The sequence below is a fragment of the Staphylococcus simulans genome (assembly GCF_025561465.1).
GTDB lineage: Bacteria > Bacillota > Bacilli > Staphylococcales > Staphylococcaceae > Staphylococcus > Staphylococcus simulans.
In genome coordinates this window covers 1,009,302-1,030,598 of sequence record NZ_CP095100.1, presented here as the reverse complement: position 1 = coordinate 1,030,598, position 21,297 = coordinate 1,009,302, and the positions used below count along the sequence as shown (strand labels likewise).

At 34.6% G+C, this 21,297-nt stretch carries 21 protein-coding genes; 11 read left to right on the top strand and 10 right to left on the bottom strand.

Annotated elements, in window-relative coordinates; translation table 11 throughout:
• The first annotated feature begins 93 nt into the window (after positions 1–93).
• Complete coding sequence (locus MUA87_RS04590; protein WP_002481714.1) at positions 94–1,119, top strand: threonine aldolase family protein; 1,026 nt, start codon at positions 94–96, stop codon at positions 1,117–1,119.
• A 104-nt stretch (positions 1,120–1,223) separates the two neighbouring features.
• On the opposite strand, the gene groL is transcribed toward MUA87_RS04590, so the two are convergent.
• Both groL and groES read right to left on the bottom strand, forming a co-directional pair.
• Positions 1,224–2,843, bottom strand: coding sequence for a chaperonin GroEL (gene groL, locus MUA87_RS04585; protein WP_262551341.1), 1,620 nt, complete (start codon positions 2,841–2,843; stop codon positions 1,224–1,226).
• Between the two features lie 38 nt (positions 2,844–2,881).
• Positions 2,882–3,166: a co-chaperone GroES gene (groES, locus tag MUA87_RS04580; protein WP_002481716.1), complete on the bottom strand. Its 285-nt coding sequence runs from the start codon at positions 3,164–3,166 to the stop codon at positions 2,882–2,884.
• Positions 3,167–3,382: 216 nt separating this feature from the next.
• Between groES and mroQ the strand changes: the two genes are divergently transcribed.
• Complete coding sequence (mroQ, locus tag MUA87_RS04575; protein ID WP_262551340.1) at positions 3,383–4,126, top strand: intramembrane glutamic endopeptidase MroQ; 744 nt, start codon at positions 3,383–3,385, stop codon at positions 4,124–4,126.
• An 88-nt stretch (positions 4,127–4,214) separates the two neighbouring features.
• On the opposite strand, the gene MUA87_RS04570 is transcribed toward mroQ, so the two are convergent.
• Complete coding sequence (locus MUA87_RS04570; protein WP_262551339.1) at positions 4,215–5,663, bottom strand: SdrH family protein; 1,449 nt, start codon at positions 5,661–5,663, stop codon at positions 4,215–4,217.
• A gap of 220 nt (positions 5,664–5,883) precedes the next feature.
• Between MUA87_RS04570 and MUA87_RS04565 the strand changes: the two genes are divergently transcribed.
• Positions 5,884–6,684 (top strand): carbon-nitrogen family hydrolase, encoded by an 801-nt coding sequence (locus MUA87_RS04565; protein ID WP_105978620.1) that lies wholly within the window; start codon positions 5,884–5,886, stop codon positions 6,682–6,684.
• A 304-nt stretch (positions 6,685–6,988) separates the two neighbouring features.
• On the opposite strand, the gene MUA87_RS04560 is transcribed toward MUA87_RS04565, so the two are convergent.
• Positions 6,989–7,153: a delta-lysin family phenol-soluble modulin gene (locus tag MUA87_RS04560; protein ID WP_158257062.1), complete on the bottom strand. Its 165-nt coding sequence runs from the start codon at positions 7,151–7,153 to the stop codon at positions 6,989–6,991.
• Positions 7,154–7,464: 311 nt separating this feature from the next.
• Between MUA87_RS04560 and MUA87_RS04555 the strand changes: the two genes are divergently transcribed.
• From MUA87_RS04555 to agrA, 4 genes are read left to right on the top strand one after another with little or no spacing between them, the layout of a single operon-like run.
• The gene (locus tag MUA87_RS04555; RefSeq protein WP_262551338.1) at positions 7,465–8,043 is read left to right on the top strand and encodes an accessory gene regulator AgrB; all 579 of its coding nucleotides are present in this window, start codon (positions 7,465–7,467) and stop codon (positions 8,041–8,043) included.
• On the top strand, positions 8,043–8,180 hold the full coding sequence (gene agrD, locus MUA87_RS04550) for a cyclic lactone autoinducer peptide AgrD (protein WP_023015908.1): 138 nt from the start codon (positions 8,043–8,045) through the stop codon (positions 8,178–8,180). The genes MUA87_RS04555 and agrD overlap by 1 nt, the downstream gene beginning before the upstream one ends.
• Positions 8,181–8,219: 39 nt before the next feature.
• On the top strand, positions 8,220–9,521 hold the full coding sequence (agrC, locus tag MUA87_RS12865) for a quorum-sensing sensor histidine kinase AgrC (protein ID WP_070463420.1): 1,302 nt from the start codon (positions 8,220–8,222) through the stop codon (positions 9,519–9,521).
• Positions 9,522–9,523: 2 nt separating this feature from the next.
• Positions 9,524–10,240 (top strand): quorum-sensing response regulator AgrA, encoded by a 717-nt coding sequence (gene agrA, locus MUA87_RS04540; RefSeq protein ID WP_002481723.1) that lies wholly within the window; start codon positions 9,524–9,526, stop codon positions 10,238–10,240.
• A 74-nt stretch (positions 10,241–10,314) separates the two neighbouring features.
• Here the strand turns inward: agrA and MUA87_RS04535 are convergent, their stop codons facing one another.
• On the bottom strand, positions 10,315–11,799 hold the full coding sequence (locus tag MUA87_RS04535) for a glycoside hydrolase family 32 protein (protein WP_262551337.1): 1,485 nt from the start codon (positions 11,797–11,799) through the stop codon (positions 10,315–10,317).
• A gap of 235 nt (positions 11,800–12,034) precedes the next feature.
• On the opposite strand from MUA87_RS04535, the gene MUA87_RS04530 reads away from it, so the two are divergent.
• Positions 12,035–13,123: a YeeE/YedE family protein gene (locus MUA87_RS04530; protein ID WP_262551336.1), complete on the top strand. Its 1,089-nt coding sequence runs from the start codon at positions 12,035–12,037 to the stop codon at positions 13,121–13,123.
• Positions 13,124–13,178: 55 nt separating this feature from the next.
• Entirely contained in the window at positions 13,179–13,403 is a 225-nt protein-coding gene (locus MUA87_RS04525; protein ID WP_002481726.1) for a sulfurtransferase TusA family protein, read from the top strand.
• A gap of 50 nt (positions 13,404–13,453) precedes the next feature.
• Here MUA87_RS04525 and MUA87_RS04520 read toward each other — a convergent pair whose 3' ends face one another.
• Positions 13,454–14,095 carry a redox-sensing transcriptional repressor Rex gene (locus tag MUA87_RS04520; protein WP_002481727.1) on the bottom strand — a complete coding sequence of 214 codons (642 nt, stop codon included), beginning with the start codon at positions 14,093–14,095 and terminating at the stop codon, positions 13,454–13,456.
• Positions 14,096–14,659: 564 nt separating this feature from the next.
• Here MUA87_RS04520 and MUA87_RS04515 point away from each other — a divergent pair.
• Both MUA87_RS04515 and MUA87_RS04510 read left to right on the top strand, forming a co-directional pair.
• A complete protein-coding gene (locus MUA87_RS04515) occupies positions 14,660–16,585 on the top strand; it encodes an ABC-F family ATP-binding cassette domain-containing protein (RefSeq protein WP_262551335.1) in 1,926 nt (641 codons plus the stop codon).
• A 339-nt stretch (positions 16,586–16,924) separates the two neighbouring features.
• Positions 16,925–18,520 (top strand): MutS-related protein, encoded by a 1,596-nt coding sequence (locus MUA87_RS04510; RefSeq protein WP_262551334.1) that lies wholly within the window; start codon positions 16,925–16,927, stop codon positions 18,518–18,520.
• A gap of 57 nt (positions 18,521–18,577) precedes the next feature.
• Here the strand turns inward: MUA87_RS04510 and tsaD are convergent, their stop codons facing one another.
• The 4 genes from tsaD to tsaE are packed head-to-tail and all read right to left on the bottom strand — an operon-like array spanning position 18,578 to position 21,150.
• A complete protein-coding gene (gene tsaD / locus MUA87_RS04505) occupies positions 18,578–19,603 on the bottom strand; it encodes a tRNA (adenosine(37)-N6)-threonylcarbamoyltransferase complex transferase subunit TsaD (protein WP_107597153.1) in 1,026 nt (341 codons plus the stop codon).
• A complete protein-coding gene (gene rimI / locus MUA87_RS04500) occupies positions 19,603–20,022 on the bottom strand; it encodes a ribosomal protein S18-alanine N-acetyltransferase (RefSeq protein ID WP_096754679.1) in 420 nt (139 codons plus the stop codon). The genes tsaD and rimI overlap by 1 nt, the downstream gene beginning before the upstream one ends.
• Before the next feature lie 20 nt (positions 20,023–20,042).
• Entirely contained in the window at positions 20,043–20,708 is a 666-nt protein-coding gene (gene tsaB, locus MUA87_RS04495) for a tRNA (adenosine(37)-N6)-threonylcarbamoyltransferase complex dimerization subunit type 1 TsaB (protein WP_023015915.1), read from the bottom strand.
• Positions 20,677–21,150: a tRNA (adenosine(37)-N6)-threonylcarbamoyltransferase complex ATPase subunit type 1 TsaE gene (gene tsaE, locus MUA87_RS04490; protein WP_023015916.1), complete on the bottom strand. Its 474-nt coding sequence runs from the start codon at positions 21,148–21,150 to the stop codon at positions 20,677–20,679. The genes tsaB and tsaE overlap by 32 nt, the downstream gene beginning before the upstream one ends.
• Positions 21,151–21,297 lie beyond the last annotated feature (147 nt).

Below are 21,297 nucleotides of genomic sequence, written 5' to 3'. Positions count from 1 at the left end.
TAATGTTTTCAGAATATTGGTACTACTTATGCCTCTTTTGCTTTGCAGCTAGAATTGCATTATAAAAAATACTATGAATTGGAGGAAGGACCCATGATATCTTTTGAAAATGACTATCTAGAAGGTGCACATGAAAAAGTTTTAGAAAAATTAGTTCAAACTAATTACGTACAGGAGTCTGGATACGGCAATGATACATTTACTGCTGATGCAATCAGTAAAATCAGACAAGCAATCGATATGCCAGAAGCTGCTATTTATTTTCTAGTCGGTGGAACACAAACGAATCAAGTTGTAATTAACGCAATGCTAAACAAATACGAAGGTGTCATTGCCGGAGACACTGGTCACATCAGTGTACATGAATCCGGTGCGATTGAATTCAGTGGTCATAAAGTATTAACGGTACCTTCTGACAATGGTAAAATCACTGCTGATCAAGTAAAAAATTATATTGATGACTTCTATGAAGACTCAAACTATAAACATATGGTTTATCCAGGTATGGTTTATATTTCTTATCCTACTGAATACGGAACCTTATACACAAAATCAGAATTAGAAAGCATCTCAAACATGTGTAAAACATATGAGATCCCATTATACATTGATGGCGCGCGTTTAGGTTATGGTTTAGTCAGTGATGAAGCTGATTTAGATATTAAGGATATTGCCAAATATGCAGATGTCTTTTACATAGGTGGTACTAAAATCGGAGCTTTATGTGGTGAAGCTATTGTCTTCACAAGCAACAATGAGCCGAGGCACTTTACATCTATTGTTAAACAACACGGTGCCTTACTTGCGAAAAGCCGCTTAATCGGTGTTCAGTTTGCTGAATTATTTACAAATAACTTATATTTAGATATCAGTCGACATGCAGTGGATATGGCAATGCAATTAAAACAAGCATTTGTTGAAAAAGGCTACCAACTCTATTTAGATTCACCAACCAATCAGCAATTCTTTATTATGAACAATGAAACAATTGAAAGATTGAGTGAATATATAAAATTCACTTGTTGGGAGAAGTATAACGAGACACATAAAATTGTACGTTTTGCGACCAGCTGGGCAACCCGTGAAGAACATATCGCCTACCTTAAAGCACATATTTAAGTAAAATTTATCAAAAAAGACGCTTCATTAGCTATACATACTAATGAAGCGCCTTTTCTATTGATAGCAGTTGATGAATTAAACTACTTTATTTATGATATCTCTTACATCATGCCTGGCATGCCCATTCCTGGGTTACCTGCATCATTATTTTCTTCAGGAATTTTAGCTACTACAGCTTCTGTTGTTAAGAACATTGCTGCTACACTTGCAGCATTTTGTAATGCTGCAAGTGTTACTTTTGTAGGGTCTACGATACCTGCATCTAACATATTCACCCATTCACCAGTAGCTGCGTTGTAACCAACACCTGGATCTGCATGTTTTAATTTTTCAACGATAATTGAACCTTCTAAACCAGCATTTTCAGCAATTTGACGTACAGGTGCTTCTAATGCTTTTAAGACGATATTAATACCTGTTTCAACATCACCTTCAGCTTCAATTTCGCTGACACGTTTGTATACATTCACTAATGCAGTACCGCCACCAGCAACAATACCTTCTTCTACTGCTGCACGTGTAGAGTTCAATGCGTCTTCGATACGTAATTTACGTTCTTTTAATTCTGTTTCACTTGCAGCACCGACTTTAATTACTGCTACGCCGCCAGTTAATTTAGCTAAACGTTCTTGTAATTTTTCACGGTCGAAATCTGAGTTAGTTTCTTCAATTTGTGATTTGATTTGTGATACACGTGCATCGATAGAATTTTTATCTCCGTCACCGTTAACAATTGTTGTATTGTCTTTAGTAACTTCCACTTTATTCGCTGTACCTAACATATCAATAGATGCATCTTTCAAGTCATAACCTAAGTCATCAGTGATGAACTGTGCACCTGTTAAAATTGAAATGTCTTCTAACATTGATTTACGACGATCACCGAAACCTGGTGCTTTAACTGCGACTGCAGTAAATGTTCCACGCATACGGTTTAATACGATGTTTGTTAAAGCATCACCTTCTACTTCATCAGCAATGATTAAAATCGGGCGATTAGATTGAACAATTTGTTCTAATAATGGAAGAATATCTTGGAATGAGCTGATTTTTTTATCAGTCACTAATATATATGGACGTTCTAATACAGCTTCCATTTTTTCAGAGTCAGTTACCATATATGGAGATTGGTAACCTCTATCAAATTGCATACCTTCAACTACGTCTAATTCTGTGTTGAAGCCGTTTGATTCTTCAATACTGATAACACCGTCATTACCAACTTTATCCATTGCTTCTGAAATGTATCGACCGATTTCTTCATCAGCTGCTGAAATAGCACCAACTTGTGCAATTTCATTTTTATTTTCAACTTTTTGAGATTGATCATGCAAAGCTTGTACCGCTTCGCCTACTGCTAAATCAATACCTTTACGTAAACCAACAGGGTTCGCACCGCTTGTTACGTTTTTTAATCCTTCTTGAATCATTGCTTGTGCAAGTACTGTAGCTGTTGTTGTACCGTCCCCAGCAATTTCATTTGTTTTATTCGCAACTTCTTGCACTAATTTTGCACCCATATTTTCATATGGATCTTCAAGTTCAATTTCTTTTGCAATCGTTACCCCGTCATTTGTAATTAAAGGTGCAGTAAATTCTTTGTCTAGCACCACGTTACGACCTTTAGGTCCGATTGTTACTTTGACTGCATTCGCAAGTTGATCTACACCGCGAAGCATTGATTGACGTGCATCTTCAGAAAATTTTATTTCTTTAGCCATATGTTTATAGCCTCCTGTTATTTGTTATGATTGATGTATTATTGTACGATAGCTAGAATTTCTTCTTCACTGATAACAAGGTATTTGTCTTCACCGACTTGTACTTCACTTCCGGCATATTGTTCAAATACCACAGTGTCGCCTTCTTTAACTTCAGGCGTAATAACAGTACCATTATCTAAAGTTCTGCCTGGTCCGACTGCGATAACTTTACCTTCATTAGATTTTTCTTTCGCTTTATCAGTTAATACGATTCCGCTCTTAGTTGTTTGTTCACTTTCAACTCTTTGAATTATCACGCGATTCCCTAATGGTTTAAGCATGGTCGTTCCTCCTCTAATCTGTTGCAATTGTTTATTTCATATTTGATTTATTTACATATCAAGTTTTGTTTAGCACTCTCATATCCTGAGTGCTAATCCACTTTCTATATTAATCAAAATTGGTCAATACATCAAGCAATTAGAATTTTATTTTCCTCGCACAAACTTTTAGTTTAAAATGAATATAGCAACTAGATAGTATGGAGGAGTTACATTATGTCACGACTATGGTTTTCAATCCTAACCTTGATCGTTTATGGACTTGCATTGTTCGGTCCACAGATGTTGTATCGTGCTGGTTTGTTTGATCATTTTAAAGGCAAACAACTTATGCTTACGACATCATACACACAAGTCATTTTAATGATTTTAGCAGCATTGGTAATTTTGTGGATGAATTATAAAATCAAAAACAAAACACGTTTAGAATTACAACCGAAAGTCCAAAAACGTTATGTCATTCTTTGGGCCATTGTAGGGCTCATTGTCGTACTGTTATATCAAATTATTGCTTCTCTATTAAATCATTTTGTATTTAAAATCGATCAGCCAAGCCCGAATACAACCGGCATTATGAAAATTATTCAAGAAGCACCTATTTTTATTGTACTCGTGGCAATTGCTGGACCTTTCTTAGAAGAATTCGTATTCAGAAAGGTTATCTTCGGTGAGATTTTCAATATTCTTAGAGGTAATAAAGTCATACGTTTTATCATTGCTGGCACAGTCAGCTCAGCATTATTCGCTATGGCACATAACGACCCAAACTTTATTTTAATTTATTTTGGTATGGGCTTTATTTTAGCTGGTTTTTATGTTTACACCAAGCGTATTGCCGTGCCCATTATAATTCATATCTTCATGAATAGTTACGTGGTCGTCATTCAATTATTATTCGCAGACGATCTTAAAAAAATGCAAGAATCTGTATCATTTATTTTTCATATGATTGGATATTAAAAAATCACGCAACAGGTTACTCTCGAACTTGTTGCGTGATTTTTTTGAATTAGGTTCTATTAATATAGTTACTAATCTAAATACTATATTATTGTTTCTTTCGTTTCATAATCATTAATACAATACACCAGATAAATGCAACCCCGAATACAATTAACAAAGTGTTGAATAAGCGTGGGTATTTCTGATTATCAGTTGTTTTTTCTTCTTGTTTCTTTTTCGCTTTATCTGCATTTTGTTTTGTATCTTCTGAAGGTTTGGTTGTCTGTTTAGCTTCAGCATGCTTATCTCGTTTTACTTCTTTTAAATCTGGCATTGAGCCTAAGTCACTTGTTACTAATCCTAAAATTTGCAAGTCTAGATTTGCATAATATTGTTGCGCTCTCATAGGACTGAAATACTGATATTTGAAATAGCCCGTACTTTGCTGTAAATTATTTAAATTACTATTATTACTAAAATTTTGCGGTTGCAACACTGCATGAACATCATCTTCAGTAGACTGCGTATCATCACTGATCATACCCACTTGATGAACAATAAACGGATTATATCTAAATGACCCTGTAATCAAATGGCCATAACGGTCACCAATTAAACCTAAATTTGAAAAAGGCATTACTTCATCCGAAGCTTGCTGTTCATTTAAGCCTCCATTTAAAGAAGGTGTTGCCGAAGCGAAATTAGAACTGTTCGGTATATAGTCAGCTGATGGATGATAGCTTGAAGTTGGCGTGACTTGTTGATTCGGTTGATATGAATTTTGTCCAGATTTATTGTTGCTTGGTAAATTATTGTCTGATGGGGCTTGTTCTGGTGTTTCTGGTGTAGTGGGTCCATCTGGCATTGATGGTTCTCCTGGTTCAGGCTCCTCTGGTGTTGGTTCGTCTGGCACAGGCTTTTCAGGTTCCGGTTCAACTGGATGTGAACCGCCCTCTCCTCTTTGTGGAATCGTACCGCCACCTTGTCCTTTATTATTTTCACTATTATCTTCAGGTTTTTCTGTATTATCGCCTGAAGATGGTTTTTCGTCTGGATTTGTTTCTTCAGGTTTTGGTTCTTCTGGATTTGTAGGTTCGGGTTTGGTTTCAGTATTATTACTGCTGTCATTTGGGTTGTCCGAACTTTCTGCACCTGTTGAACTGCCTCCAGGTTGATCGTTTGGTTGAGGTTTTGTCGTATCTTGTGAAGTGTCTTCTTGTGTTGTATTTGTCTCCTCATTTGTCGATGTATTATTTGATTGTGTTGTTGTTTGGTCTTCTTTTTGTGTTGTAGTATCACTCTGTTGGTTTGGCTGAACACTAGATGAAGTACTTTCATTTGAAGTGTCACTCGGACTTTGAGTTAACGTTTCTTCTTCAGGCGCGCTTTGATTATTTAAACCATCTGATTGTGTTTTAGTTGTTTCTGTTTGTTTTGAAACAGGTACTTGTTGATTATTTTGTGCTTGTTCTGCGGCATGTGTTACTGTACTTGGTAATAGCAGCCCAGTTGCAGCGATGGTCAATGTTAATTTTTTGTATACTTTCTTTTTCATTTTAACGCACCTCCTTTTATCAAATATAGCAATCAACTTAAGTATATAAGAACTTATCTTTAAATTCTATATGTATATTAGAATGAAAAGAAGTGTTAATATACTTAATAATTTGTAATAATCCAAATAAAGCACTTAAATATCAGATTATTATCAATATTGGAAATTCATAACGTACTTTAGTACAGTAATATTAATAAAAGAATGGAGAGGATTATCAATGAAAGTTCAACTATTTCAATTCAATCTTGCACATGGTAATGCGAAAGCTAACCAAGATAAGATTGAATCACTATTTTCAAAACACCTTGAATCTGATACAGACGTCGCTGTTTTACCTGAAATGTGGAATAACAGTTACGCACTAGAACAATTATCTACTTTATCAGATGATGATTTAAAAGAGAGTCTATCATTCATTCAAAAGCTAAGCCGTGCTTATAACGTTACAATTGTTGCTGGATCAGTTTCTAATAAGAAAAAAGGCAATACTTTCAATACTGCATTCACAGTTAACGCACAAGGCGAATTGATTTATCAATATGATAAAGTACATCTCGTTCCTATGTTAGATGAGCATTTATACTTAACTGGCGGTGAAACTGTTCCTTATGTCTTTAACCTCAATGAACAAGTGCGTGCGTCACAAATCATTTGCTATGACTTACGATTCCCTGAAATTGCACGACACCCTTCTATTGAAGGTGCAGATATTTTATTCTATGTAGCTGAATGGCCAATGGCACGTTTAAATCATTGGCGTACTTTGCTCCAAAGCCGAGCGATTGAAAATGATATCTTCGTTATCGCTTGTAATACTTGCGGTTTTGAAAAAGATGGTGGCACAGAATACGCGGGTCATTCTCTTGTGATTAATCCGAATGGAGAAATCTTAGCCGAAGCAGGAACTGAAGAAGAAGTCTTAACTGTAGATATTAATCTTGATGAAGTTAAGCAGCAACGACAAAATATTCCTGTCTTTGATAATAGACGCCCTCACCTTTATAAATATGATCAATAAAAATAACCCATGAGTTTGGGAGGAACTCATGGGTTTTACTTATTATTAAGGGAATGTTTACAGTTATTTTTCTATTTATTTTTGGGGATGTTATTAATTATGAAAAAAATTTAGTGAATTTACCGATATTTGATAAATTTAATGTTACTCACGATAATTTAACTACAATGATATGCATACCGAACGCTTCATTTCCGATATACATATATGAGAGATGCAGGAATCAATGCAAGGACAAACACCGATTCCTGCTTTAAGGATTAAACAATTTAGTGCTTATACTCAAAGGACAATAAATAAGGAATTATTTTTGAGTGAATTTTTGAACTGTTTCGATGATTAATTTCACGAATTCACCGATAGTGCCTACGATATCGCCTGCCATGTGTATTGCCCCCTTTCTTTTCAATATAGGATGATCAGTTAGTCTAAGGCATGTTAGACCTACGAAGAATATTAACGATGCCATAAACCAATTTCTTTGAAATATTAAGATGAAGTAAGGTAACCACATTGACTTCAAACACGATATGTTTATGTAATGTGTTACCTGAATTCTTATCACATCTCTGTGATACATCTTCATTAAAACATCATTTCTAAATTTAATGTTAAATAATCCCTAACTTATGATATTTCAATCATAACTGTCTATAAATATATGTTAAAATGACGATAATAGTAGATTTTCTACAGTTTGGAATAAAAAACGAACAGTTAGGCAATGAATCAATAAAATATCCTTTTTAGTTGTATAATGTCAGTGAGGAGAGTGAGGCTATGCAAAAGGCTTTTTACAGGCAGGTTGATCGTTGGGCTCAAGCCCTTCAAAAAAGAAACAATCTAGACCGTATCTCTTATTTAAAAATAAAGCTTGGCCTAGAAGTCTTTTTCAATAACCTTTTCAAAACGATTGTCGTTTATGGACTTGCTCTTCTATTCCATGTTTTCTTATACACACTAACTGTTCATTTAAGCTATTTTATTATCCGACACTTTGCACACGGTGCGCATGCCAAATCAACACTTGCATGCTATATAGAAAGTATTGTTTTATTCGTAATGTTGCCATGGCTCTTAGCAACGTATCATGTACCAATCAACATTATGATTACTCTTGCAGCAATCGCAGTCATTTTACTTTGTATTTATGCACCTGCTGCTACAGTTAAGCAACCAATTCCCACACGACTGATTAAGAAAAAGAAAATCACGGCAATCATTCTTGCAACATTAATGTTTGCAATTTCATTCCTTGTTCCTAATGCTTACCAACAAATGATTTTGCTAGGTATCACATTACAAGGCGGTTCACAATTGCCAATATTTTTCCCTAAAAACAGAAAGGATGTATTGTAATGGACTTATTAAATGGTATCTTTAAATTATTCGCTTTTATCTTTGAGAAAATTGGAAACTTAGCTAAGTATAACCCATGCCTAGGGTTTTTAGATGAACCAACTGTACCGAAAGAATTATTAGAAGAAGACAAATAAGAACTTCAAATTTCATCGTTATAGAGAGTGTGTTTAAACATGGAATTATTAAGCGGCATTTTAATATCGTCCTATCAAGGATTGATGTTATTTATTATCTCTAAAGTCATACTAAACTTTAAATATACACCAAAAGAAAAGATGACAATTGGCTTTATTACTATTATTAGCGGTCTAATTTATATTGTTTTAAACAGATTTACGTTGTTCATTATCATTCTTATTGACACTATATATCTTTATCGAAAAACAAAATTATATTCTATTTTAACAATGGTAGGAAGTGTTCTCATTATTTATTTAGGGAACCTTTCTGCCATCTCTTCATTCTTAATACTTGATCAAGAAAAAACTAATATTATTATTGTTTATGCAGTATACTTATTTTTATTTACTGTTACATCACTTATATTAGCTTACTTGGTCCGTTTTATAATACAAAAATTAAAGAAGTCTTATTTATCAACCAATAAGCTTTATTTGTCAGTTGTCTCTATTTTTTTAGCTAGTATCTTCATTTCCTTGTTTACATTTATGCCAAAAAATATTAGTACTTTTAAAAACTTACAGTTGATGGTCATATTATACATTTCATTCATTCTCGCCGTAGTTGTTTTAGTGTTAGTAATCAGCTTCACGGTATTACGAGAAATGAAGTATAAGAGACAAGTTGAAGAAATAGAGAATTATTATAAATACACCTTACGTATTGAAAAGATTAATAACGACATGCGCAAGTTCAGACATGATTATGTGAATATATTACTTTCCATGTCTGAGTTTATTCGTGATGACGATATGCCTGGTTTAAGAGCTTATTTTGAGGAGCATATTGTTCCACTTAAAGATAATATGCAGACGAATTCTTTTAAAATCAATGGACTTGAACGTTTACAAATTCGAGAGTTAAAAGGTTTGTTGACGACTAAAATTATTCAAGCACAAGAAAATAATATCAGAGTAAGTGTTGAAGTACCTGATGAGATACATCATATTTCATTAGACATGATTGACTTATCGAGAGTGATGGGGATTATTTTGGATAATGCAATTGAAGCTTCCACTGAAATCGATGATCCTTTAATTCAAATCGGCTTTATGAAAAATAAGGATGCCGTGATGATTATTGTGATGAATAAGTGTGCTAAAGATATCCCTAAAGTTCATGAACTATTTAAAGAGAACTTCTCTACTAAAGGTCCAAATCGAGGTTTAGGGCTATCAACTTTAAGAGAAATTATTGATCAAACGGATAATGTTTTATTAGATACTGTGATTGAAAATCATTACTTTATACAAAAACTTGAAATCATGAATACAGAGCACGAGGATGTGAAATAAACGTGAAGATTATTATATGCGAAGATGATGTACAACAGCGTGAACACATTGAATCCATCATTGAAAATTATATTATGATTGAAGAAAAACCTTTAGAAGTGGCGCTCTCAACGGGTGATCCTTATGAGGTATTAGAATTCGCTAAAGCTACAAATGAGATTTGTTGTTACTTCTTAGATATTCAGTTAGATTCTGATATTAACGGTATTAAGCTTGGCAGCGAACTTAGAAACTATGATTCTGTCGGCAGTATTATCTTTATTACTAGCCACAGTGAACTCACTTATCTTACTTTCGTTTATAAAGTAGCAGCCATGGACTTTATTTTTAAAGATGACCCTTCAGAAATGAAATCTCGAATTATTGATTGTATCGAAACTGCATTGACGAGACTACAGTTGCTTTCAAAAGAATCTAGTCTCGAAACAATTGAGTTAAAACGTGGCAGTAACTCAGTCTATGTTAATTACGATGATGTTATGTTCTTTGAATCCTCGGCAAAATCACATCGCTTAATTGCGCATTTAGACAATCGTCAAATCGAATTTTATGGCAACTTAAAAGATTTAAGCCAATTAGATGACCGCTTCTTCCGTTGTCACAATAGTTACGTCATTAATCGTAATAACATCGAAGAAGTAATATCCAAAGAACGTGAGGTCTACTTTAAAAATGGTGAACACTGTTATATCTCAGTAAGAAATTTAAAGAAAATCTAATCAAACAGGGCTGAAATCGCAATTGATTTCAGCCCTTCTTTTCTACTTATTCTTCTTATATTTCCACTTATAATTTATTGCTCCGAGTTATCTTCTACTTCATATATACCATGCAAATCATATTTCGTGAATTTTAAATATGCTTGACCTGATTCTGTACCTACACGTATTCCTTTACTATTCTCTGGAGGGAAAATGCGTGAAGACATAACACGCTCACCATGATTACAGAAAACTTCAATACTAGACTGGTCTACAAAAATTTGTAAATGCTCTAAATCTCGACTCAATTGTACTGAACATTTCGTTTCAACATTTGCAAGCGGAACTTCTCCACTTTCACTGCAATCTAATGTCACTAAACGAGAATGTGTGTTATACGTCACTTTTGTCGAATTCCATTTTGAGACTTTCACTTCAAAATAGATTTCAGTCGCATCATTTTCCAAAATTTCAATCTGCAGTTCAAAGTTGTCGCCTTCATAAGGGTGGAGCTGTTTCGCAAATTTATTGGCATAACCTAATGCTGTTTCTTCGTTATATCTTAATTGTTTTAAGCTGGAGTGCGGTGTTTGATATATCTTTCCGTTGCGCATAGTAAGTTGTCTTGGAATAGAAAGACAAGGAACTTGTGCAATTTCAGGCAAATGTTCATATTCGCCTTCTGTTTTTAATAAACCGATTAAGACACGCGAACCTTCAGCATCTTCGAACGTTTGAGGGAAGACAAAACCAAAGCCGTCATCCCACAATTTGAAATCGCCATGATTCATCTTAAAGTTATGGAAATGTAAATGCCCCATTAAGTAACCTGCTTTAAATGCGTGTTCCGTATTTTCAGCTGTAAAAGTTAAAATGTCATAACCGTTCATAGTGAAATAATCAGATGCATGCCAGAAATCACCAAAGTGAGAAAGGTTTGTATGGACGGGTGCAATCAATTGCCATTGGTTGAGATCGTCAGCATGATAAGCTAATAATCTTCCTTGTCCTTTTTCTGTTTGTGCACTTAACAATGCAAAACGTGCTCCATCTTTTTCAAACACTTTTGGGTCTTGTACATTTTGAATATAGCCTTCAGGCACTTCAAAATTGATAGGTTGCTCATATTTTTCGATTTCACCTGTATGATTTTTCACTGCATGCAGTTGCGTGAAAGGTGCTTCAATAACAGCATCTTTACTTTTTGCTGAGTATATAAAATGTGTCTGCTGATTGATCTCTATCGCACTGCCGCCTTTAATCCCCTCATCATCAAATAATCCGTCTGGTTTTAACATAATCTGTTCTGTAGGATTTTGTATTAAATCAGGAGTTTGATATGCGTAACTATAGCTTAATCCATTATTAATCGTAAATGGATACCATACATGACTTATTAAATAATGCTTGCCATCAAATAATAGACCATTCGGTTTACCCGCTGAACCAAATGGCGGCTGTAAATGGAATGTTTGTTTATACGGTGAAGAAGCGAACTTGTCTTTGAGTTCAGCAATTCTTTCAACTGGTAGTTGTTCTATTCGTTGCGTTTCTACTTCATTTATCCAATCTTGCATCAACCATGTCCTCCTAATTAAACGTTTATCATCATTTCTTTTATTTTAGCATATTTATATACGCCCACCTATCCTCTTTTTCATACTGATTTCTATCTATGACATTTATATCAATTTTATAAGATAATACTTGTGCTTAATCAATTAATAACTTAGGGTAAATTTATACCCTTGCAATTTGGTCAATTGTATATTAGGATAAACCTTATCAACATTATCGGAAAAGAGGGATTAAATGATTTGGATGATTATCAGCGGTCTAATTGTGGGGAGTTTACTAGGATTTGTAATGCAGCGGACACGATTTTGTTTAGCCGGCGGATTTAGAGATATGTATGTTCAAAAAAATAATAAAATGTTTTACGCTTTACTCATTGCAATTTCTGTTCAAGCAATTGGTTTATTAGCTTTCACAGCGATAATTGGCAAACCTTTAGATAACGGAACATTCCCAATTATCGGAACAATTGTTGGATCATTTGTTTTCGGTGTTGGAATTGTATTAGCTGGCGGTTGTGCCACTGGTACTTACTACCGTGCTGGTGAAGGTCTTATCGGCAGCTGGTTAGCTTTAGTTGCTTATGCAGTATTCTCAGCTATTACTAAAGCAGGATTGTTAAAACCAGTGATGGAAGGTCTTAATTCAAAAACTAATGTTAATGCAGATATGTCAACAAGTACAGGTATTCCTGCTTGGGTTTGGGTAATTGTCATTACAGCAATTACAGTGTTCTTTGTGGTTAAAACAGTACGTAAACCTAAACCGAAAATTGCAGTCCCTAAATTAAAACAAAAATTCACAGGTGTACGTCACTTCTTCTTTGAAAAGAAATTCCACCCATTCGTAGCAGCAATTATTGTTGGATTAATTGCGTTACTTGCTTGGCCAATGAGTTATTCAGCAGGCCGTGAAGGTGGTTTAGGTATCACTACACCTTCTTCAAATTTAGTACAATTTATCATCACAGGTAAAACATCATTCTTAGACTGGGGTGTATTCTTAGTCTTAGGTATTTTCATTGGATCTTATATTGCAGCTAAAGGTTCACGTGAATTTGCTTGGAGATTACCAGATAAAAAGACTTTAAGAAATAGTGTTATCGGCGGTGCATTAATGGGATTCGGCGCTTCAGTTGCCGGCGGTTGCTCAATTGGTAACGGCTTAGTTGCAACAGCAGCATTATCTTGGCAAGGCTGGATTGCTCTTGCATCAATGATTTTAGGTACTTGGTTAATGAGTTACTTTATCTTTATTAAACCAATGAAAGCATTACGTAAAGCACCTGCTAAAACAACTGCTTCAAGACCTGCAACACAATCATAATTAAGTTAAAATAGCCATAACGAATAAAAAGTTTTAAACAAAGGAGAATGAAACTATGGTATACGAACTAGGAACAGTCGGAATGGTTTGTCCTTTCCCTCTTATCGAAGCACAGAAGAAAATGGAAGAATTAGAAGTCGGAGACGAATTGAAAATTGACTTTGACTGCACACAAGCGACAGAAGCTATCCCAAACTGGGCAGCTGAAAAATCTTACCCTGTAACAAATTACGAACAATTAGGAGACGCTTCTTGGACAATTACAGTTCAAAAAGCCTAAACTAAAAAAGGAGTTTGCATTGAATGAAAATTCAAGCAAACTCCTTTTCTTTATTTACGATTCATATTATTCATAAAGAAGAGTAAAGACTGTAATTCTACCCCTAAATCAATATGATGTACTGATACATTATCAGGTACATCGATACGTGAAGGTGTAAAGTTTAAAATACCTTTTACGTTACTAGCGACAAGTTGATCAGCAACTTCTTGTGCTGCTCTTCCAGGTGTTGTGATAATCACTACATCTAAATTGCCTTTTTTCAAAATATCATGAATGGCATCCATGTCTTTAACTACAACTTTTCCAATTTGCGTACCGACTACATCCGCGTCAATATCAAACGCTTCTGTAATCACCATATCATCGTGGATTGAGAAGTTATATGAAAGCAATGCTTTCCCTAAGTTCCCTACGCCGACTAAACCAATACGAATTACATCACTTTCGCTGATTTCGCCTTTAAAGAATTCTAATAAACTCTCCACATTGTAACCATAACCTTTTTTACCCAGCTCACCAAAATATGAAAAATCTCTTCTGATGGTAGCTGAATCAATATCCAATGCTTCACTGATTGTTTTAGAATTCACTCTATCTATCCCTTTTTCTTGAAGGGTATTCACGAATCGGTAATATAAGGGTAATCGTTTCAAAGTCGCGCGAGGAATTTTATTGTTTTGATTAGCCAATTTATTTTCCTCCAAATCTTTCTAACTACTATCCCAAACTTTATTCAGTTCAACCATAATAAAACTATACTTTTAATCGTATGAAGTTATGTTAATTTAGCCATGGAGTTGTGAAAAGTAGTCATTTTATCGACTATTAGCAGATTATAGTATTATCATAGTTAATAATGCTGTACAACAATACTCAGCTTGTTTCTGGAATCATTTTTTATTATTTAAGTATACCGTATGATTTCAGAAATTGGAATGACTGTATTATCAACATTTTAGTGAATACGCTCTTTATTACACTAAAACATCCATAATTGCATTTGTAAATTACAGCAATGTACTAACTATTATACGATTAGAATTTTGTTTTGAACACATTTTTTTAAAACAAATCATAATTAATGGTCTGTATTAAATGTGTATTGACACAAATTTCTGATAAAATATTCAATCTTTTAATTTCGCGTGATATGTTAGGAATTCATGTCAATTGCGCTTATAATAGTAACTAAGCGACGCTTTTTAGGAAGGAGGACTACGAGATATTTATAGACAAATCTCGTATAAATTTGAATGATATTACTACAACTAAACAATGTCTCAAAATCCTTCGACGGGGAAGAAATCTTTAGTGATGTCCACTTTGAAGTAAAGAGTCATGAAAAAATAGGCATTGTCGGCAGAAATGGCGCTGGCAAATCAACATTAATGAAAATCATTGCTGGTGTGGATGGTTATGATAGCGGCAATGTCTCGAAAATCAAAAATTTAAAAGTCGGTTATTTAACACAACAAATGACCTTAGATACTGACCATACCGTATGGGAAGAGATGTCTAAACCTTTTGCGTATCTTAAACAAATGGAACAAGAGATGCAGGCGGAAACTAATTGGTTAGCCAATCATGCTGATGAATATGAATCTGAGACTTTCAAAGACCATATGGCAAGATATGAAGCTTTGTCTAACCAATTTGAACGCTTAGAGGGGTATCAATTTGAAAGCAAGATTAAAACGGTCTTACACGGATTAGATTTTAACGAAGAAGATTTCAATCGTTCAGTAAATGATTTCAGCGGTGGTCAAAAAACACGTTTGTCACTCGCACAAATGTTATTGAGTGAACCTGATTTATTATTACTTGATGAGCCGACCAACCATTTAGATATGGAAACAACACAATGGCTCGAAGATTATTTGAATTACTTTAAAGGTGCTATCGTTATTATCAGTCACGACCGCTTCTTCTTAGATAAAACGGTCAACCAAATCTACGATGTCGCACTCGGTGCAGTTCAACACTATGTCGGCAACTATAGTAAATTCATCACACAACGTGATCAATATTATCAAAAACGCATGCAAGAATACGAACGTCAACAAGCTGAAATTAAACGACTAGAAACATTTGTCGAAAAAAATATCACACGTGCATCAACAAGCGGAATGGCTAAAAGTCGTCGAAAAGTTTTAGAAAAAATTGAACGTATCGATAAACCGATGTTAGATGCTCGCAGCGCTAATATCCAATTCGATTTTGATCGTAATACAGGTAATGACGTATACCATATTAGAAACTTAGAAATCGGTTATGCAGAGCCTGTGATTGCACCTATCACAATGGAAATCACTAAAGGAAATCATTTAGCAGTCATTGGACCGAACGGTATCGGAAAATCAACATTCATTAAAACTGTAGCCGACCGTATTCCTAAATTAGGCGGCGAAATTATTCATGGCGCAAATTTACGTGTCGGTTACTACGATCAAAAACAAGCAGAATTCAAATCTAATAAAACCATTTTAGACTATGTATGGGACCAATACCCTACCATGCCAGAAAAAGATGTACGTGCAGTATTAGGTCGTTTCTTATTTGTTCAAGATGATGTTAAAAAAATCATCAATGATTTATCAGGTGGTGAAAAAGCCCGCTTACAATTGGCATTATTGATGTTAGAACGTAATAATGTCTTAATTCTTGACGAGCCTACCAACCACTTAGATATCGATTCTAAAGAAATGTTAGAACAAGCACTTCAAGATTTTGAAGGTACTTTAATCTTCGTTTCACATGACCGTTACTTTATTAATCAACGGGCAAATAAAGTTTTCGATATGCAACCAGATGGCGGTACTGTTTACGCAGGCAATTATCAATATTATTTAGATAAAACTGAAGAGAAAGCCGCGATTGCCGCAAAAAATGAAGCACAACAAGCAGCACAAATCTCGACTGAAGAAAATACGAATTCATACGAAAATCAAAAAGCACAGCGTAGAGAACTACGTCAGTTAGAACGCCAAATTGAAAACTGTGAAGCAGAAATTGAAAAGTTCGAAGAACAAATCGAAACCATCGATCATAAATTAACACAACCAGAAGTATTTAATGATCCAGAAAAAGCTGCACAGTTAGCTGAAGAAAAAGACACTATCGAACACCAACTCGAACAAGTTATGGAAACGTGGGAAGAATTACAAGAAAAAATAATATAAACCATAAAGGTTACCGAGGACTAGAAATGAACACTTCATTTTTAGTCCTCTTTTATTACAATTCCTTAACAAAATTATCAACACTAAAAATCCCTTAACATCAACTATCCACAGAGTTATCCACTTTATCCACAGGTAAAAAGACACCATTTTAAAGACTATTCACATCACTTCCCAAAGTTATTCACCTATTTACCCGCACTTATCCACAAGTTATTCACTTATTGTTGATAAGTACGCATGTTCGCTATTGACAAAACAACAACTCAATCAAAATTGGCGACTGTTCATTATTATGAGATACTATAAATAATTCATATAAATAGAGAGGTATTATTCATGGATAGTGTACTTAATATTTTCTTATTTTTAATCTTCATGTGGCTAGTGATTACAGCGCTTTATATCATACTCACTTACTACCAAAAATACCGCGCTGCACAACGTATACGTTCATTATGGGATGCACGCGCTAAATCTGAAAGCTTCATACGTCCCAATCAACATTATCGCTATCAATACGATACATATCATCAGCAAAATGAACATACACTCGATGATAAAACATGGTCCGATTTAAATTTAGACGACGTGTTTCAACAACTCAATTATAATTTCACCGCAATTGGTGAAATGCGCTTATACGCAACACTTCGAGGCATGTTTAAAGTTAACAACCAAAGTTTGATTAACAAGTTCAAAAATCATAAAACATTTCGTCAAAGTGTGTCTGTACATTTATCACAAATTGGCAAAACAATTTACCCAATGTTTCCGGATCAAATCAAACCGATTAAAATGCAAAATATTTATTATCTATGTCCTTTGCTTCCTATTATAGGTTTGATACTTGTACCTATTCTAAAGGGCCCAGGCTTATTAATATTACTCTTTACGATTGTGTTGAATATCTTTCTAAGCGGTAAATTATCCAAACACTACTCTGAATATATCAACGCAACCTTTTATTCTGTTAATGTCATTAAAAAAGCTGAACGTATTCATCAACTTGAACACGCACCTGAACTTGATGTGAATTTCAAACATTTCGCGAAAGCCAAACGATTCAGTCCCCTACTAGGTAAAGTTTCACCTGATAACGAAGGTGGTGCGATGGCAGAATTTATTAAACTCGCTTTCATGTTAGATTATGTTATTTTCAATTCAGTCCAAAATACCTTTACTAAGCATCAAGATGAACTGATGGCTTGTTATGACTATGTCAGTGAAATTGACAATCATTATGCGATTGCTTTATGGCAAGAAACTTTAGAATCATATACACATCCTGAAGTCACACAACAACCTGAATTAGAATTCAACGCGTTAGTTCACCCTTTACTTGAGACACCTGTCCCAAATGATTTAAACATTCAGCGAAACATCTTACTGACAGGTTCGAACGCATCAGGTAAATCGACGTTCATGAAAGCTGTAGCACTCAATTTAGTATTAGCGCAAACTGTTGATACAGCATTAGCGACTCAATTCAAATATAAGCCTGGTATGATTTTAACTTCTATGGCGAATCAAGATGATGTACTGAGCGGAGATAGTTACTTCATCGCAGAATTGAAATCTATCTTACGTTTAATGGATCAAACAAACACTTATTGTTATTGCTTTATCGATGAAATATTTAAGGGAACAAATACAACAGAGCGAATTGCTGCTTCTGAATCAGTTTTAAATTACCTTGCAGAACATCCCGAATACAGAATCATTGCGGCAACGCATGATATTGAATTATCACAACTACTTGAACAGGATTTTGCGAATTATCATTTTAATGAAACGATTAAAGATGATGAAATTTATTTTGACTATAAAATCAAACCAGGTAAAGCAGATACTCGTAATGCAATTGAATTATTACGCTTAATGCACTTTCCTGATGCTGTTTATCAAAATGCATTAAAAAATACAAAAAAGTAGAGAAGCAAAATAACCGCTTCTCTACTTTTTCTTTTATCAATATTTCTTTTTATTCAATTATTCTACTGAAAATTCTTCAATATCAATACTGCTTTTACCATTTAAATCTAAATCAGCTTTTAATCCAGCTTCATATAAATAATGACCTGCTGCACCAATCATCGCCGCATTGTCAGTACATAACTTCGGACTTGGAATTGATAATTTAATCTGATGTTCTGCACATGCTTCTTTAAGTGCTTTTCGTAAACCTTTGTTGCTTGCGACACCACCTGCGACTATTAACTGATTCACTTGATACGTTTCACATGCTTTAATCGCCTTGTGTACTAAAACTTCAACGACACTATTTTGGAAACTTGCCGCAACATTTTCAGGAATAATTTCTTCATTCTTTTGTTTCAAGTTATGCAGCTTATTGATAACTGCACTTTTTAAACCACTGAAGCTAAAATCAAAACTATCCGGTTCTAGCCATACACGTGGGAAGTCGTAGACATCTTCCCCTTCTGTTGCGAGTTGATCGACTTTCGGTCCGCCGGGATACGGCAAGCCGATTGTACGTGCCACTTTATCATAAGCTTCACCGACTGCATCGTCTCTTGTTTCACCAATAACTTCAAAGTTTAAATGGTCTTTCATATAAACTAACTCCGTATGACCACCTGATACTATCAGTGCCATCAACGGAAACTCGAATGATTCTTCTAAATTATTCGCATAGATATGACCTGCAATATGATGCACCGGGATTAATGGTTTATCATATGCATATGCTAATGCTTTTGCTGCATTGACTCCGATTAAAAGTGCACCGATTAAACCTGGACCTTCTGTCACCGCAACCGCATCTATTGCTTCCATATCTGTATGTGCTGTTGTTAAGGCCTCATCTATCGTTTGTGTGATACCTTCCACATGATGACGGCTCGCTACTTCAGGGACCACGCCGCCGAAACGTTTATGACTTTCAATTTGGCTTAGCACAGTATTGCTTAAGATTTCTTTGCCATTTTTAATCACACTGGCACTTGTTTCATCACAGCTTGATTCTATTGCTAAAATTAATGTATCTTTTTCCATTATAAATCCACCCACATTACGAGTGCATCCTCGCCTTCTCCATAATAATTTTTTCGTTTGCCGCCGTAATTGAATCCTAATGATTCATAAACACGACGCGCAATGCTGTTTTCAATACGTACTTCTAAACTCATAACCTCACATGTTTGTCTAGCGAAATTCATCGCATACTCCACAATTAACTTTCCTAATCCATACCCGCGCATCTTTTCAGTTACCGCAACTGTCGTAATTTGTGCTTGATCAATGACGGTCCATATACCGATATAACCAATAATCTCTTGCTCATATTCCATCACAAAATAACGTGCAAATTGATTACGTTCGACTTCATGATAAAAAGCATCAATAGTCCAAGAGCTATCATTAAAACACAAGCGTTCTAAATCAAAAACTTTCGGCACATCCTCTACAGTCATCAATCGTATATTCAAGCCATTTAATTCTGTTGCGTTTTTAACCAATTGCGTTCTGCCTCAGAAAGTTTAAGATAGTCTGGTTTAAAGGTATGGATATTTTCTGGTTGCGTAATTAAACTTTGCATCACGCTGGCATTAGGAAGTTGATGAATTATCGGTCCATTTAGCAACTCAGTAATATTTTCTAAATCATGACCGACAAAAACGTGTGGCTGTTGTTGTTGATTCAGATAATCATTTAAATCTGTAATTAACATATATTGATCTTCTAATAAGTTAACAAGTTGACCTTCTTGGTATTGATAAACACCTGTATAAACCGCTTCTCGTCTTGCATCAAACACGGGAACAATTAACTGTTCAGTCTGTGTATCAGGTAAAGTTGCAGCTAAGGCTTCTAAAGATGAAACGCCATATAACTCTGTATTTAATGCATAAGCTAACGTTTTAGCAGTCGTAACACCAATTCTTAATCCAGTGTATGAACCAGGACCTTTAGCAACGATAATTGCATTAATATCTCTTTTAGTGATACCTGCTTCTTCAATGATTTTTTGAATCGCCGGCATCAGTTGAACAGAATGATTACGTTTAATATTTGTGGTATGTTCTACTAATATATTTTCATCTTGCATCACTGCAAGCGACATAGGCTTATTGGATGTATCCAGCAGCAAGTAAATCACGTGTGACGTCCTCCTTCAGTTGTGCATAATGCGCACCTTGTGCTTCTATTGTAATTTCTCTTTTATTTTCATCTACTGCAGTAAGATTAATCGTTAAATGATTATCTGGCAATAAGTCTTGAATAAATGTACTCCATTCAATAACGGTTACTGCATGATCATCAAAATATTCATCGAACCCTAAGTCTTCATCAGAATCTTCTAAGCGATAGCAATCCATATGATGAAATTTCATGTTCGTTCCTTTATAAGATTTAATAATATTGAAGGTTGGAGAGTTAATTGTACGTTTCACTCCTAAATGCTTACCGATGAATTGACTTAATGTTGTCTTTCCTGCACCTAAATTACCATTTAATAAAATTAGATCTTTGGGTTGTAAATGCTTTGTCAGTATTTCAGCAAATTGATTCATTTGATCAATATTGTTGATTGTTATCATTTTCAAGTCTCCTATTTTCTATTCTGTATGCGTACAGAAATTTCGTCTTCTATATTGTAACATGGCATGCAACTGCTTTTGACTATAATGATTGTTTGCTTTAAAAATGAAATATGTAATTATTAAAAACGTTTTCATGTATGAAAT